Origin of the sequence: Flavobacterium sp. CAU 1735 (assembly GCF_039888695.1) — a bacterium.
In the GTDB taxonomy this organism is placed as follows: Bacteria; Bacteroidota; Bacteroidia; order Flavobacteriales; family Flavobacteriaceae; genus Flavobacterium.
This window is the reverse complement of sequence record NZ_JBDQQQ010000001.1, coordinates 274,929-291,518: the sequence shown is the minus strand read 5'-3', so window position 1 is coordinate 291,518 and position 16,590 is coordinate 274,929. Positions and strand designations below refer to the sequence as shown.

At 37.5% G+C, this 16,590-nt stretch carries 17 protein-coding genes; 7 read left to right on the top strand and 10 right to left on the bottom strand.

Annotation, left to right across the window (positions count from 1 at the left end; all coding sequences use genetic code 11):
* Positions 1–105: 105 nt before the first annotated feature.
* The 10 genes from AAFN64_RS01495 to AAFN64_RS01450 form a co-directional block, all read right to left on the bottom strand.
* On the bottom strand, positions 106–516 hold the full coding sequence (locus AAFN64_RS01495) for a hypothetical protein (RefSeq protein ID WP_347759063.1): 411 nt from the start codon (positions 514–516) through the stop codon (positions 106–108).
* Between the two features lie 5 nt (positions 517–521).
* Positions 522–782: a hypothetical protein gene (locus tag AAFN64_RS01490; protein ID WP_347759062.1), complete on the bottom strand. Its 261-nt coding sequence runs from the start codon at positions 780–782 to the stop codon at positions 522–524.
* A 241-nt stretch (positions 783–1,023) separates the two neighbouring features.
* Positions 1,024–1,677 carry a hypothetical protein gene (locus AAFN64_RS01485; RefSeq protein WP_347759061.1) on the bottom strand — a complete coding sequence of 218 codons (654 nt, stop codon included), beginning with the start codon at positions 1,675–1,677 and terminating at the stop codon, positions 1,024–1,026.
* A gap of 80 nt (positions 1,678–1,757) precedes the next feature.
* Positions 1,758–2,120, bottom strand: coding sequence for a hypothetical protein (locus AAFN64_RS01480; RefSeq protein WP_347759060.1), 363 nt, complete (start codon positions 2,118–2,120; stop codon positions 1,758–1,760).
* 6 nt (positions 2,121–2,126) lie between these two features.
* The gene (locus tag AAFN64_RS01475) at positions 2,127–2,567 is read right to left on the bottom strand and encodes a hypothetical protein (protein ID WP_347759059.1); all 441 of its coding nucleotides are present in this window, start codon (positions 2,565–2,567) and stop codon (positions 2,127–2,129) included.
* Positions 2,568–2,802: 235 nt separating this feature from the next.
* Positions 2,803–3,171, bottom strand: a complete 369-nt coding sequence (locus AAFN64_RS01470; protein ID WP_347759058.1) for a hypothetical protein — start codon at positions 3,169–3,171, stop codon at positions 2,803–2,805.
* A gap of 10 nt (positions 3,172–3,181) precedes the next feature.
* Positions 3,182–3,643, bottom strand: a complete 462-nt coding sequence (locus tag AAFN64_RS01465) for a hypothetical protein (RefSeq protein ID WP_347759057.1) — start codon at positions 3,641–3,643, stop codon at positions 3,182–3,184.
* Positions 3,644–3,734: 91 nt separating this feature from the next.
* Positions 3,735–4,100 (bottom strand): SMI1/KNR4 family protein, encoded by a 366-nt coding sequence (locus tag AAFN64_RS01460; protein ID WP_347759056.1) that lies wholly within the window; start codon positions 4,098–4,100, stop codon positions 3,735–3,737.
* Positions 4,101–4,102: 2 nt separating this feature from the next.
* Entirely contained in the window at positions 4,103–4,504 is a 402-nt protein-coding gene (locus tag AAFN64_RS01455) for an SMI1/KNR4 family protein (protein WP_347759055.1), read from the bottom strand.
* 1 nt (position 4,505) lies between these two features.
* Positions 4,506–11,864 carry an RHS repeat-associated core domain-containing protein gene (locus AAFN64_RS01450; RefSeq protein ID WP_347759054.1) on the bottom strand — a complete coding sequence of 2,453 codons (7,359 nt, stop codon included), beginning with the start codon at positions 11,862–11,864 and terminating at the stop codon, positions 4,506–4,508.
* Positions 11,865–12,270: 406 nt separating this feature from the next.
* On the opposite strand from AAFN64_RS01450, the gene AAFN64_RS01445 reads away from it, so the two are divergent.
* From AAFN64_RS01445 to AAFN64_RS01415, 7 genes are all read left to right on the top strand, one after another.
* Positions 12,271–12,876, top strand: coding sequence for a hypothetical protein (locus tag AAFN64_RS01445; protein WP_347759053.1), 606 nt, complete (start codon positions 12,271–12,273; stop codon positions 12,874–12,876).
* 10 nt (positions 12,877–12,886) lie between these two features.
* Positions 12,887–13,315, top strand: coding sequence for a c-type cytochrome (locus AAFN64_RS01440; RefSeq protein ID WP_347759052.1), 429 nt, complete (start codon positions 12,887–12,889; stop codon positions 13,313–13,315).
* A 79-nt stretch (positions 13,316–13,394) separates the two neighbouring features.
* Positions 13,395–14,012, top strand: coding sequence for a class I SAM-dependent methyltransferase (locus AAFN64_RS01435; RefSeq protein WP_347759051.1), 618 nt, complete (start codon positions 13,395–13,397; stop codon positions 14,010–14,012).
* A gap of 54 nt (positions 14,013–14,066) precedes the next feature.
* Complete coding sequence (locus tag AAFN64_RS01430) at positions 14,067–14,801, top strand: ATP-grasp domain-containing protein (RefSeq protein WP_347759050.1); 735 nt, start codon at positions 14,067–14,069, stop codon at positions 14,799–14,801.
* 70 nt (positions 14,802–14,871) lie between these two features.
* On the top strand, positions 14,872–15,339 hold the full coding sequence (locus tag AAFN64_RS01425) for a hypothetical protein (RefSeq protein ID WP_347759049.1): 468 nt from the start codon (positions 14,872–14,874) through the stop codon (positions 15,337–15,339).
* Positions 15,340–15,433: 94 nt separating this feature from the next.
* On the top strand, positions 15,434–15,961 hold the full coding sequence (locus AAFN64_RS01420) for a hypothetical protein (protein ID WP_300486004.1): 528 nt from the start codon (positions 15,434–15,436) through the stop codon (positions 15,959–15,961).
* Positions 15,962–15,972: 11 nt separating this feature from the next.
* Entirely contained in the window at positions 15,973–16,563 is a 591-nt protein-coding gene (locus AAFN64_RS01415) for a hypothetical protein (RefSeq protein ID WP_347759048.1), read from the top strand.
* Positions 16,564–16,590: the final 27 nt, after the last annotated feature.

The following is a 16,590-nucleotide window of genomic DNA, read 5'->3' as shown; positions in this document are numbered from 1 at the left end:
ATAAGGCGACTTTTAGTTCGTTAATTTTTTCAGAACGAGACTGTATGCCTAAAAGGCTTTTTAGTTAACTGTATTCCCATCTTAGCAACCTTCCGTACAGCACGCCTAAACTTTATCCCAATGCTTTAAAGCCAATCTCAGCTCCTTAGCCGATTTTAATAGTTTCCGTTCTAACACGTCATTCCCTTCAAATTTATCAAATACTTCATTATTTTTTTCTATTTCATTTTTATCAATTTCGGAAAGAACTCTTTTATTCAGTTCATTCAAATGCAGTATATGTGTCATGTCATCATAATCGGGAAGTTTTCCATTTTTCAACTTAAAGACTATCACTTGCAAATAATCTTCGATATTTTCATAAGATATAGAAACGACACTCCTTACATCTCTGTATTCTACATCATAAAAAGCATTCCCGTTCTCTGTTTCTTTTGATAGTCTAAATCCAAATTCAGTTATCAGAAAAGAAAAAAACATTTTTACTACTTCTATATATTTTGTTCCGTCAATCATTGGGTTTATGGTTTTATTATTTGAAATGCATTTGGATGAAGTTTTAAATAATTCTTCATCATGTTTTGCTCCATTTGATAAAAGATACTTGGTGCTCCGCTGGTAGGATCTAATCCAATATCTATAATTGGTCTTCCGCTTCTCATTTGTTGCAATAACCATTGGCGGTTATATGTCATCATTTGACTTGTTACTTGATGTGATGATCCTGTAAATTTTGGCATGTTGTTTAGAATAACGGAGCCAAAATGCTTAGTAGCTTCCATGCTAACTCGCTTCATTCCTTCACCCACAATTGTAGGTACCTCCTTAGCAACTTGCCCTGTTTGCTCTAACAATTTGGTACCTGCCTCTGCTTATGTCGCGCCGGCATTACCTCCTATAAACCATAGCGGTAACGAACCAAAAGCTAAAACACCCTCCTCCGTGGTGTTTTCGTGTACTCAACAGCGTCCTCCCTATGCCCTGCCTTACTTACTGTAACTACGCTAGTAGTCAATTCCTATTTTACCCAACAAGTTCCGAGCTCTGTAACTTTGCTATCTTCTTACCCTGCTTATTTGCCTCTATCTGTTTCAAAAAATCATTCCTATTGGATATCATTGTCTCCAAATTTTGAAGCCATTCATTAAAATCTACACCACATGCTTTAAAGTGGTTCAAATCCCACTTTCTTTTGTTAATTTGTTCCAATACGCTTTGGGCTTCTACAACTCCAATGAATAACGCAATTTTAAATTTTGCTGCCTGAAGGGCTGCCTGTAAGTATGAGTTAGGAGCAGCACTCAATGGTTGCGCTTTGGAATATTCATCCAATACAGCCATTATTTTTTTTGAAGAAATATTTCCCTCAAATGACAATGGACTATACCTATTTATACTTTCCAACACATCATCAAAAAATATACTGTGTTTTTCATAAGGTATATCATATTGAATGTCTTTTTTATTTTTGAAATCCTTTAAAAGGATGGGATAATCAAGACTACATTTTATATCTTCTTTCCAAAGTGGGTATATTACAAAATACGGACTGAAGGCATCTGTAAAGGGCGATTTAATCAACTCTAAACCAATGATTATCGGCCCTACTATCTTATATAATTTATTCTGAGCATAAAAAGATAGTTGAGGAAAGGCATTTTGCCAATCTCTAATCACTTTCTTTTTTATTGCTTTATCTATTTATTCCCATTCTTGTTGCTAAGGTTTAATAATTTGTATTTCAAATAGTAAGTTCATTAGCTATTTCTGATTTCTTCAATTTCTCGTTTTATAAAAGCTGCACATGCGTCTTTTAAATCGGAGTATTCCATTAGCCTTGATTGCTCACTTACAGGAAAATACCCAACAACATATTTCCCATTTTCATTCTGTTTGAAATACCATCCCGAGGTAGTCCGTTTATCATCCGACCAATTCAGCCAGTAGTTGATATACTCAGGATGTTTATTAAGCTCATCAAGAATGGTAGCTTCATTAATTTGACTATTTATTTCAAAATATCCTGTTTCCTTTAACAAGGAATAGATTGAAGCATTTCCTAAAACATGGAACTTTTCAGGAAGGCTTAGAATGCTTTTAATTAAGATACTTGTGTTCATGGCGAATTATTTTATCAGTTGAGTACCAGTACTATTTAGTCTATAACCTTTTCCTATTAAATAATCTAATTCCAGTCGAAATGCACCAGAAACTTTATTGACATCTAATACTGGATTAGATAAAATTATTTTATCGCCTCGCATTATCATTCTATCGAGGAACTTTTGATTTGCTGCCCATTGCTGGACCGGAGTCATTTTATTCCAAATACTCGCGGGAACATTAAACCTCTTAGCTCCTAACTCTGAAGCAAGGTTTATGTAGTCGGGATACTTACCCAAAACAGACGTTCCTGTCTTCGCAACTTGCCCAGTTTCCCCAAACAACTTGGTACTTGCCTCTGCTTGCGTCGCGCCGGCATTACCTCCTATGAACCATAAAGGTAACGAACCAAAAGCTAAAACCCCCTCCTCTGTGGCGGTAGGCGTTCCGTTTAGGTTACGCATGCTACCATCCTGAACGCTTCTTTTTATTAAAGGACACTCGCCCTAAAAAAAATCGATTAGTAGTTCGTCAACTTTTTTCACGATGGGACCATCCGTCTTTGCTATCTGTGTCTGAAATAAATTTGAATTTGTTCTCTCCTGAATATTCGGAAAAGTAATGGCTGCACTCATTACTTTTACATTCGTAACGAGTGCAACAAAAACAAACTGTAATAATTTAATAAACAAGTTCATCCTATTTTATATTCCTCATAAGAAGTGTTATTCGAAAAAGATTATCTTCTTCTACTTCGTTACTCAATGACCAATATTTTATCAAGTCATTAAAAATCAGCCTTTCAGACTCTAATATAAATTTGATTTTGTTCCATCTATCATCAATTTCTAAATCATTCTCATTTAGAAAATCTTCATAAGAAGCAAGAATAAGAGATATTACAGCTACTTTTTTATCAGTAGACAAATCATTCTGATGATAAAATTCAAGGAAATCATCAATTCTGTTGGAATCTGCCATTTCTATATCCCAATCCTGTTCTATACCTGTATAAGGCAATGATAACTCCTTGCTAAGTTGTTCGATTATTTCTTTTTTCAGTATCATAAGGCCAAAATTAAGGTATTAATGGATAAGCTGTTTTAACTCCGCCACCGCTAGGAACAAGTCGTATATGAGTAGCTGCTTTAAATATTCCGTCTGGCATAATAACTCTTGCCGGAAAACCTTTAGGAATAGGAATATTCACAGCTCCATTTGCTGTTTTACCTACGTTGTCTAAAATAAATTGAGCTGCTTTTTGATTGTTCAAGAATTGACCTTGTGCCATACCAGAACCTTTTGCCCTGTTAATCAAAAAGTTTGTCATATCATCTCCGTGAGTAGTGAATGTATGCCCAAAAGTCTTTTTAGTTAACTGTATTCCTCCCTTAGCAACTTGCCCAGTTTGCTCCAACAACTTGGTACCTGCCTCTGCTTGCGTTGCGCCGGCATTACCTCCTATAAACCATAAAGGTAACGAACCAAAAGCTAGAACCCCCTCTTCCGTAGCGGTAGGCGTTCCGTTTAAGTTACGCATACTACCATCCTGAACACTTCTTTTATTAAAGGACACTCGCCCTAAAAAAAATCGATTAGTAGTTCGTCAACTTTTCAGGGTGAGACAACTTTTATAAACTCTCTATAAACTCTGCAAAAGTCTTATTTTTAAAAACAGCCTCTTCTTTAGACATGCCAATAAATGGCATGTCGTAAATATCTCCGGTGCTTTTCTCTATCACAAAAGCAGTATCACTTCCATCAGAACCAAAAATAAAAAATTCAGGAGCATATTCTTCTACATTATATTCCTTATTCAGTTGTACCATATCAGTAAGTGCCCATAAAAGAACATATTTTTTGTCTGTGCTAATATTCGCACCATTTGTTTCCTTAAAGAAATCCATAAACCCTTTAGATAAATTGAAATCTACCTCCTTTAAAAAGGTTTCTATTTCTTGTTTTGTTGGTGCTGCATTTCTATCTATTGTTGCCATTCTTAGTTATTTGACAATTCGCTTAAAAACAGTTCAAATGTGTCAGCGATAACATCAGGTTGAATTTGAGAAATATCTAAAAAATCAATACTAATAATCTGTCCATTTTTTTTCTCAAAAGCATATCCTAAGTTAGAACCATCAGTCCCAAAAAAGAATAATTCTTCACAATCTTTATTGTATTCATAATATGGATTAAGAGTTATTAATTGTTCCGTATTCCAAAATGAGATATAATTATTGTTTCCAATATTACCTTCTGCGCCATCATACATTTTTATAAATTCAAGAAAGTCTTTATCAATCTCAAAATCTATTTTTTTTAATAATGCTGAATAAATGGCATTATCAGGTGCATCATTTTTATTCAACAGTTCAATTTCTTTTTCAATATTCTTTTTCATCTTATTTAATTGAATTTTGAAGTTTAAACCAAAATGTATTGTAGAGACGGTGTTGCTCTGGTGTCAAGAAAATTTTGTTTGAAAGATCTGTTGGGCTGCCACCAAATTTTACAGGGTGTATTTCGTGTATTTGTAACCCCTTAAACATTTCAGGGTTAGCCCTACGCATAGTTGCATTAGTTGAGTTAGCTAAATTTCGGGCAGAAGTATATTCCGCACCTTCTAATAGTCTAAACGGTCCTGTTGGCTTAATGCTACCCGCAGGGTATCCTTTCCAATTAAATACAGAGAATGAACCTTCTGCAAAGCTCGTACTCGTCTTAACAACTTGCCCTGTTTGCTCTAACAACTTGGTACTTGCCTCAGCTTGCGTTGCGCCGGCATTACCTCCTATAAACCATAAAGGTAACGAACCAAAAGCTAAAACACCCTCCTCTGTGGCGGTAGGCGTTCCGTTTAGGTTACGCATACTACCATCCTGAACGCTTCTTCCCATCAAATATTGTACCGGGATATTAACCGTATTAAACGAACCATATACCAACCGATCAAAGAAATTACCATCCGAAAGTGCCGTCATGTTTACTCCCAGAAAATGATGCTGTGTCGGCATCTGAATTACAGCTACCGGTACATACGGATGCTCATTCTGGTTAATAACCTCCCCATAATAGTTTAGGGTTGGATGATTATTATAGTTATCAATATAAGAGTTCGCATATTCCGTAGCGGCATAGGAAATTGCCGATGATGTTGGGCCTAAAATCGCATTGTAGGCCTCGGTTGAACCCCATTTATACGGATTCGCCTCGCCGGTTGCCTGTGCTCCGTGTATATAGGCCGAAACAATATACCCTATGACTTGCATCCAGAATTCCCCGGTTGGATCGGTATATTTGGTCGGATTATTCAGTACATACCCGTAACGGTTATAATTTTGGGTATTATAAGGATTCTGAATATAAGTATCTGGCGACAGGAAACGGTGCAATTTCGGATCATATAAACGGCCGTTCATATTAATAATCCCGACACTTTGAATATGCTCGTGTCCCGTATAGCCCCTGTCCAAAACAGTTAATCCGGCCAAATTGCGGCCTTGTCCGTCCTGTACTTTTACAATAGCACCCCACGGATCAAAAAGGCGTTTTTCGACAATGGCACCCGACTGATTCAAAACAGCTACGATACTGCCCTGATAATCCCGTTCTAAATACAGAAATTCTGAAGTGGTCCCGTTATCTTTAAATACTGCCGGTGCACTATAGGCATCACCTCCCACAAAGAATACAAACGTAGATTCACCTGTTTGCTGGTTTGTAGTAATTTCCATCGAACCATCGCCGGAATAATCTTTTCGGAACTTTCGTTGCGTGATATTCGTTTGGAGTCCACCGTAAAACATCGCGGTTCGATAGCTAGTATCATTGTATTTGAAATCGATTTTTTCAACACCGGTTTCGGTAATAGTTGTAGGTTTTTGGGAGACACCGTATTTAACGTCCAACTGTCGTAAATCGGTTTTCGGATTATCCGTTTTACGAATCCGGATATCGTCAAACCAGACATTTCCACGACCATTATTGTCGACCCGGATGTTTAGTTTTTTAATGTTAGAAGGAACATAGACGGTTCGCTCCAGATACACCCATTGGTGGGTTACTTCGGTATACTTATCGGCCACGATAGTATAATACCCGGTTTCGGTTTCGGAGTTCATAAATAGAAGAATTCGTGAACTGGGCCCGTTGCTATATACCCAACCGGAAAACGTATAGGAGGCGCCATGCGGGTTGTCAATCGGAATCCAACGATCCGCATGAAGGGTATGTGGTTTATCGGTTGGATTATGGATTTTTAAAGAATATTTTCCGGATTTGGCTTTGGAATCGTCGTAAGTCGGTTTGCCGAAGATGCTCCATCCGATACCCAAATCCGACCATCCTTTTTGTTCTTCCATGCCGTCGTTAAAAATCCCTTCCCGGTTTTGATAATAGGAAGTGTCCTCTATGTTCAGGTCTATGGAAGTGTTTTGATAGACTTTATTGGCATCGGTATAGTTATACTGACCTAAATTATTTTCAGTAATACGACCACGATCGTCATAGTGTTGTTTTTCGACAAGCTGTTTTTCAGCCAATAGATCATCGATATAGAAAGCTGTAGTCGTACCGATATCGTTACCGGTTCCGTCCTTCTCGATGTTTAACGTAATGTAAGGATAGTTCGAAACGGTATGCTCAAGTTCAATAAAACCGTTTTGAGCGTAACCTTTAACCGATTCGCTTCGTAATCGACTGGTTGGATCGTATTCGGCAATTAAAACACGTACTTTATGGGTGTTGCCTTTGTCTACTTTAACTTTAACGAATAATTTATCACCAACTTTTGCCCGTGTTAAAAGTACTTTCTTAACCCCGGCATAAGCTCGTGTTGCGGTTACTTTTAGCTGGCCGTTCTCATTTATTGCATTGGCTCCGTGTTGTGTTTCGAATTCACCAGTTCCCGAACGAAAATCGTCACTGTGAAGGGTTATGGTTTCTTTATTCCATTGTACCAATCGGTCCTGATTGTCGTATTCAAACGGTTCGTAGGTGTCAAACAGGCTGTTGCTTTTACCGATTAAGTTCTGTCTTTGTATTTCGAATGTTGTTTTTAAACGCAATACGTCTTGGGACACATCAACCGGTTCAAAAGGCCCGGTATTCGGATTGGTAACCATACGAGTTGTTACCACTTCTTTCGGGAAACCATATAGATCATACGTACTATTTCTAGTGATCCAAAAACCGCTGTTTTCACTGGTCAGCTGTCCGCTTGCATCAACTGTATTGGCATACCAAACCGGGTTGTTAGTAGCCTCATCAACTATTTGAGTGCGCTGCCCTGCCAAATAATAATAGATAAATGCCCTGCTACTGGTTTTATTATTGGTCAGCGAAATTGCAGTGTACTTTTCTTTTCCTATTCTTCCGAATGCGTCGTAGGTAAATTCTTTCTTAAAAGTCGCATAAGGGGTTATCTGACTTATTTTTTTTACTCTTTTATAGGTATCGTATTCATAATATAATTCGTTGGTTGCATTACCGGTTAAAATTTCCTCACGAATCGATTTGTAAAACGTATTATCATTATTGTAATAATATTTTGTATGATGCGAAACCGTTCCTGTTTCGGCTTCTTTCACCGAAATAACTCTACCGACATCATCTCTCATCCTGGAAAAAGTCCCTTTTGGTGTTATCTCTTTGGTGAGTTCCGCAAATGCATTGTATTGGTACCTATAAATCCCTGCAGAGGGGTCTTCCAGTTTTGTTTTGTTACCCCAGCCATCATACTCCAGTTTAATTCTTCCTCCTTCGTAAACCGACTCTTTCAGATTACCGTGTGCATAATAGCTATAGGCAATTGTCCCGCCTGGTGTTTCCGTTAACGAAACAACCTGACCTAATGCATTGTACACAGACTGTTTGGTTTTTATACCGTCGTCTTCAATTGTTGTTAAGCCTGAATAGGTATACTTTACAACTTTACCCTGGGTACTTGCCGTTTTTAATGTAACGGTCTGAATTAGTCTGCCATATATATCATACTTCATTTCATTCCATACCGTAGCATTCGCATCGCTAAAATAAGGATGGCTTTCGGAGATAAGCCTGTCATCAATATCGTACTTCAGATCGACATACGACCATTTACCGTTGATTGTTTTTGTCCCTTTTCGCACTTCCCTTCCATAAGCGTCAATTTGGCTGGTACTACTACTGCCATCATCACCTACTGTAGTTTTAAGCACTCCACTGCCACGCGTTTTTACATAAATATATTTTTCACTCTTCCCCAGATAATCGGTTTTTTTGATTGTTTTTCCCCACTTGTCATAGATATAAGTTGTGGTCATGGGGTTAGTACTGTTAAGTATTGTTTCTGTTAGCATTAAACCACTACCGGTTTGATAGGCATAGGTGGTTTGATTCCCCAAAATATCCGTTTTTTTGCTTACAAAACGATGTGTCGGTGTGTCATATTCCCATTTGCTAACTCTTGGCGCCATTCCTATAGCCGACATTGTTTTTTGGGTTAGATTACCATAGCTGTCATATTCGTTATCTTCGGTAACATATCCGGTATTATGTCCTTTTCGTCTTAGCTGTTTTAACAGGTTCTTTTCATAAAAATACTGCTCTTCACTGCTCACCTCATCATTATCTGCAAGGGTCGCGGTAGTACTTTTACTCCTTGGCCGGTCTACCATATAAGGACTGGTTGTTAGCGGGTCGTACGTATAATCTTCCACTGTAGCCCGTTCGAGAGTGGCTCCGTTTTTCACCTTGGTGGTTACCTTAGTGGGACTACCGGTGGCATTATAAACTGTTGTCGTTTCACTGTTAACTCCGGTTAGTCCGTTATAATTTTTAACCCCTGTTTTTCTCAGTTTGTATACCTTATTGGATGATAACGGTTCTTCATCATAGAAGTCTTCGTTGTTATATAGCGTATTACTTTTGCTGATAAAGGAATCAGTAGCTGCTAAGGTTAAAGCAGGTGAAACCAGTCCGGGAACCGAAAAATCCTGAATTACGGCTCCTCTTTTATTCATATCGAACTTCGTTATATAGGAGATGATTTTGGACGGATCATCATACCAATTTGTCTTCAACGTCGACTGGAACCCAAAGAATCCCAATCCCTCTGCATGGGCTACAGCCCCCTGATAACGGTACTCCTGACTTTTATGATATGCGAGTCCGCTTTTTTGTATTTTCGAAACGACTTTGAATTTTTCAGCAGTATTAATCGTATAATTTGGAAATATTTCGATGTCGTTCCCCGCAAAATATACGCCGTTTCCCGGTTTTAAATTGGCATAGCTAATCGATTGGTTTACACCATTGGTATGAATGTTTCTAAGCAGATATTCGTCATCTAAAAAGCTATTGTTGGAGAAAAACGAAACACCATTCCCGCCCAATATTGCGATTTCGGTTTTACCGTTGTCTGTCTTGCTTTTTCGGGTTAAAAGTGTCATCAACAGTCTATCAAACCTGTTCGTATCGGCATACGGAATACCGCTACCATTCATCATTCGCTGAAAAGACTGACCGGACCACCTTGACCCGGCATTTCCCATTCTGGAATAATGCTCTATTTTAAGTCCATAATAGTTGTAATAGTTCTGAACCGGGCAACATTGATGTGAACCTTGGTTATCCGTCCAGATCGTATAGGAGATACTGGTTGGTTTCTTTACCAATACCGGGGAAAGTTTTAAGATGTCGTCTTTTCCGTCATTATTAAAGTCTAGTGCCAAAAATTGCTCTTTATACGCTTCCGACCCGTCATAGGAGGGCAATAATTCCTCTATAAATTGCATCCCGCCTGTCGCCATTAACACTTTCCCCAATGCCGGAAAAAATATATCACTCTTACCATCACCATTATAATCACCTATGGTAATCGGGAACATCCGGATACCTCTTGCCGGATGTCCTGTCAGGGTAGATGGACTTCCCAGATATCCCGGCATATTGGTCGTCCAACTGTATATTTTTACAAAAACATTGTTTCGCAACGAATAAATATCCATGACGTTATACGGATCTCCTCTGAAAATAATTAGATCGGTTTTACCATCACCATCAAAATCTCCTGTTTTAAATTGGAAGCTTCCTTTTACAATCGGCATCCCATTAGCAAAAGTACCTGTCACATTTCCAATCCTCAATGTCCCGGAATTATAGGTCAAACCAGACGCTATCCTTCCGTCTAAATCCACAAACTGGGTTGCCAATGTTCCGTCACCATTGTTTTTAAGGAATAACAAGTCCGTTAATCCATCACCATTAAAATCGCCCGAAAGCGAAAAATCACCGGAGTACGGATGCATATCTTTATTTCCATATTGCGAAATAATAGATCTAAAGCTTTTCTGGTATTCTAAATCGGCGCCACCAGTACTGCTATTGTATGAATATACTTTAACTACCGCGTCATGTCCTCCTTCAACCGTACACCAACCTTGCCTATTCTTCTTTTTAAAATTACTATCCAGAAAATTTACGGTGGAAAAAACGGTGCTGATCGTTACCGGACTCGTCTGAGTAAGCAGATTAATCCCTTTATCCGACTCATTTAATTTATAAATCCCGATGGATTGATTCCGGACATCAGCATTTCCTGTAAGTATTTCCATTTCCCCATCACCATCAAAATCTCCGGTTATGGTTCGCTTGATATCGGCGAAAGGAATAGTTGTTTGAATGGTTTTTACAAATTCTATTTGCTTTGGAAAAGTGGTTAAATTATCAACATATTGAAAAATCATTTTAGGATAACTTCTTGTATTATCTCCTGTTTTTTCCTGTATACTGACCAGTTTTTCATGTCCAAGAGCGCTTACGGTATGCTCAAAAACATAATTACGTAGGGCGACACCATCTCCTTTAACCTGAATTTCACTTATAATTTTGTCATTGATTTTCTGAAGTCCGGCAATATGAAATTCTTCCGGCTTCAATCTGTTTTTATAGATAAAAACAACCTCATTTATTGGCGTGTCCGTACCTGCCGATCCGTACTTAATACTATTCAGGATGGTCGTATTGGAAATCCAATTGGTATAGTAATAATTGATTCGCAATCCCTGAGGGTTTTCCCAATAGGTAATGGAATAATCCGTTTGTGATCTGGAATTTGAAGTATTCCCGTGTATATATCCATAATAGGCTTTGGAACCATCGGCGTATTCCACAATAAAATAATCCGGGCCTTTATCTGGCGCTCCTTCAATACCGCCAACGAGGGTGACCTTGGTATTCGAATAATTTTCTGTTTCATATACGGCTCCATCCCTACCATGCACACCACTTTTTAGTAGCAGTCGCTGACCGTCTAATGCATAATTATCCGAAAGATTATAATTAATAATTTCAATCTTATCATCATGAAATTTAGTAGAAGGTATCCTTGAAATTGAGGATAAACCGGTAAGATTCCACCCATATCCCAGCATTCCAACACCGGACTGACTATTATAGTTGATTCCGATTTTAGGTACAACTCCATTAATTCCAGGAGGCAAATAAAGTGGTATTGTATAGTTTGCGGCTCCGGATAGCGAAACCGATAGTTTCCCTTCGGTGAAGCCTACTTCGGAAGTACGTCGGGAGAAAAAATCCGGTCTTACCGATTGTCTTTCATCGTTTGCTAATTGAACCTCATCAATTAGAGCTTGTTTGTTAATGTTGGCAACAGTACTAATTTCCGGTACAGCTACTCCATCAGGAGGCGTTTGTGATAAGGCCGAAATCCCGGTAAGTAAGGCGGATAGAATAAAGAATAACGTGATTTTTTTTTCCATAAATGAAGATCATATTGAATCGGAAAAAACAGCTGAAACAATTCATTTAAAAATGTGTCTGAAAAACACGGTAATGTTTATGGTTTCGACTGTTTTTTCGAAAATTGAAAAACTATTAATGGAGGAAGAATTATTTGTTTTTTTAAACTGTTAGCATGGAGTTGGTAATAGAAAATTAATCTCTCTTTTTTAGATTGACCTCAAAGAGGTCTTTTTTTCCAGTTTAATGAACATTTTGTTTTGTTTTTTTACAAAAATAAATTGATCATTAAATATTGTAAAAGCGATAGAAAAATAACAAAAGTAGTATCTTGCATTCTTAGCATAATGGCAAGACGATTCGCACTATTTAACTGAAATTACACAAAAGAATAACCAGAACTAAATCTGACTATCCACCCATTTTATGAATCTTAAAATTTTTTACCTTCTGGGTTTTATCAACAATTACAGCGGTGGTTTTTCTACTAAAGACGGGATATTCCAACGATTTTCGTTTACGGAAGATTTTGAAATCAGTGACCATAAAATGGCTGTTTTTAAAAAAGTCGTTACCCTTTGCGAACAGTTATTGCTTGAAACCGCTATGGAAAATGACATTCGGATTGACTATTTTGAGAATCAAAAAGGAAGCATTCTGTATTCCCGGAATATTGTTCAGCTTCTGGATAATGCTGTAAAAAGCAAGTCTTTTTTTATCGATCGGGATTATTTTTTACTAAACGAAGATCTCTTCGAAAAGTTTGAACGATGGGATCAAAATTCCTATTCCTATCAACAACGTATTCAGTTTTTAAATGGTGTATATGACAGTAACTTTTCTGTTGCTACTTTTTATTTTTATAACGATTATAAAAAGTGCCTCTTGACGCATTATGTTTTACGTTGTTTTGCCGACGAGGAAGATCAAATCACTATGCAATCCTATTTCCTAACTCCGCAAACGACTACGCTTCAGGTTTCTAAAAATGGAGTAATTGCGTCCTTAATCCGAAAGTTTTCGAAGCCTTAAACAAATAATTATGATACTATTTAAAAAATCGATTGGTACAATTTTGTTTTGGTCTATTGCTTTTTTGACATTTACTATCACTTCATTTTATTTATTATACAGGAATTGTTTGACTGAAGAACAACTGACCACGGCTTGTTCAAATCAGCCTGTTAAAACCTATTCCTATTGTGGAACTCCAAACTTGTCAGAAGAAGCACGCGAAGGAAAAAATCTTTTTAATAATACCTGTGCTGCATGTCATAAACTACATGCTATAATGACTGGTCCTGCTTTATACCATACGGACTCCATTATTTTTCACAAATGGTTTGATCATCAAAACGTAAAGATCGACAGTACAAAACTAGATTTGTTTGGTATTGATTACCATCGTAGCCTGTCAAAAAAAATTAAAAACAGTGACCTCGAAAAAATTTATTCCTATATTGATTATTAATATTCTTTTCAAGAAATCTCTATATTTAAGGATACAGACCACCCAAATATCATAATAAACTTAAAATTGATATAGTATTATGAAAGCACCGGAAAAACCCGAATTCTGGGAAGCCAGTTTTGTCGACAAAAAAGAAATGTGGGGTTTTACACCCGCGCAATCTACCATTATGGCCAACGAATTCTTTGCAGAGCAATCGCTACAGCATATTCTTATTCCCGGAATCGGTTATGGTCGGAATGCTCAGATTTTCAAGGAAAACGGCATGACCGTAACCGGAATTGAAATCTCAAAAACGGCAATCGAAATGGCTCAAAAACACTACGGTGATGCTATAAAAATTTTTCATGGATCGGTAACCGATATGCCGTTTGACAATCAAAAATACGACGGGATATTTTGCTATGCATTGATCCATCTTCTGGATACGGAAGAACGAAAAAAACTAATCCGCGATTGTTATGATCAATTGCAAGAAGGCGGTTATATGATTTTTACGATGATCACCAAAGAAGCCGCTACCTATGGAACCGGAAAACATCTTGGGCCGGATCGCTATGAAATAATCGACGGTGTGAATATGTTTTTCTATGATCTGGAATCGGTTCACCGGGAGTTTGATTCATTCGGTTTATTCGATATCATAACCGTTCAGGAAAATTTCCCATTCTTTTTTGTAAAATGCCGGAAAAACTAAAACTTCAAACGCAACATCGAAAAAATAACACTATAATTCCAGAAATTCAACACCATGAAAGCCTTTATACAAACCCATAACGATGGTGAATTTTACAATGTAAATGCGTTTATTGCTTACGAAGGCTTTAAACATTTTGGCTTTGAAATTGAAAAATTCCATGATGTCAACCATATCGAAGATACGAACCCGGAACACATTCTTGTGGGTGGAATCGGAAATGTTCGAAAACGTCTGGAAATGATCAATATACCTAGAAAAACAACAGAAATCGATTATCCTGTCGAGCTTCAACACTATCTGAAAAGGACCATTTGGAAATCTACTTTAGAAGATGTTTTACAGGAAAAGCGGTTTCCCGTTTTTATAAAGCCGGAAACGGAAACAAAAAAGTTTCCGGGAAAGGTTTTTAAAACCGAACTTGACTTTGTTGGATTACTCAATACCGATAAACCTACTTCTGTTTTATGTTCGGAACTGATTTCTTTTAAAGCCGAATTCCGTTGTTTTATTCGGTATCAGGAAATACTGGATATCAGACATTATAAAGGAGACTGGAACAAGACACTGGATCTGGAAATTGTTAAAGCTGCCATTGCCGATTTTAAATCACAACCACGTGCCTATGCCCTGGATTTTGGTGTAGATGAAAACAATGCTACGATTCTCGTCGAAGTCAACGATGGCCATTCTTTAGGCAGTTATGGGATTTCGGCGACCAATTATGCTAAGTTTCTATCCGCCAGATGGTCCGAATTAACCGATACAATCGATTATCTGAACTTTTAGATTGGGCGTTATCTGAATTCCGAATTCAAATTATGTCCTATTTTTATCATTCTAAATAGTTTTCTAAAATATGTGCGACTTTACAAAAGGAATCAAATTATACAGTTGCGAATCAGGAACTATAAAATTCCGGGAAAAAGAAGTCTATAAAAAATCTGGTGATCAACTTATACCGGTTAAAAACAAAAAGAACGACACTATTCCACTGATCTATATCTGGCAGTTATTCCGTTTTGTTGAAGAATATAAGGACTGTGCCATGCTCGGGCGTTATATTACACCCAGCGATTCCATCGGAAACGGATTGGATGCCGAATGGATTGCTTTAAATCTCAATTGCGAAAACTGTTTTGATTTTGACTATGCGCCACAGGAAGGCGACAATTTGTTTATCCAGCAAAATGTCATCTTAGGACCGTATATTTCCTTTATTTTTAAAAACGGAGAATGGATAATTGATCACCATGATCCGTTTTCCATCGTTATAGAATCGGTAAAAAAAGGTGTGGTTACTGAAATCGACCAAACGATTCGATAATTTCACGCCCCTCCTTTTTAATGTTACATTTTTTTATTGCTACTGAATATCAATACAATATTTATATATTAGTAATCGCAAAAAGTCATAGCGAATGAATACGATCAAAAGTATTGTAGTCGGCAAAAAATATCCCAATTTAAAACGGGACATTACTTTTGGAATTACGCCGGAATCTTATTCCGAAATCGGGTACCTGAGTGAACTGGACCTGGATGTTATCACCGATATCATTTCCGAATTAGATGCTTTGATCACCAAAAATGATCCTAATGATTACGTCGAATGGGGTGTCGATTTGTTTTCGGTGCTTTCGTTTCCGGAACGGTCAAAATGTACCGATATGATCCACGGAGTTGATTTAACCGATATCAGTACTTCGTATCTGATCACCTATATGCGGCAATTGGAATCCTTTAAAGAGCAGTATTCGGATGCAACGGCTTTAAACAGTATTCTCGAACGGGCTTTTCAACAGGTAAAAAACGATCCGCCCGCTTTTAAAAAATGGGAAGATGCGCCCTATTACGAAATCCCGATCGATAGCGTTTTGATCTCCTTAAATCTATCGGAAACCGATTTACAACTTTCCAATACTGAATACATTGATCAAATACAGTAAAATGAGAACTGATGTCACAACCCGATTTTGATTTTTTCAGACAAAAATACGCGGCAAACTGTACCACACAGAGTGACAATCCGGCTGTCTTAGCAGTCTATCGCATCGTATTGGAAGGCGAACATAAGGATAGTGATTATTGGTCGGAAGAACATGGAACAACGGCTATTCTTTCCGTATTCGAACACTGTTTTACGGCTCAGGAATGGAGCGCACTGGAAGCCGATCTAAAAAACTGGACGACTTCACAACTGGAATTGTTTACCGAAGCCATAATGGGGGGTTATCTTTCGTATACCCATAATGGTGTTTATTATGATCACTATACTATTGATGACCTTACGAAAACCGTTCCAAACCGAATAGCGTTATTACTCGCAATTCTAACCATCGAACGGGAAAGAGGACTCCAATATCGCGAGTTATCCGGGATTGTTCTTGAGAATTGTAATTTTATCAACGACCATTTTGAAATCCTTTTAAAACAAGATGTTCAAAATATAATTATCATACAAGAAATCTTCAAATTAGTAGCCGTTTTCGATCCGACAGGCCCAACGATAATGGCTTTAAAAAACAAAATTGACAACGTTAACATTTAATCGCAAATTTTGGAATACATTACTTTT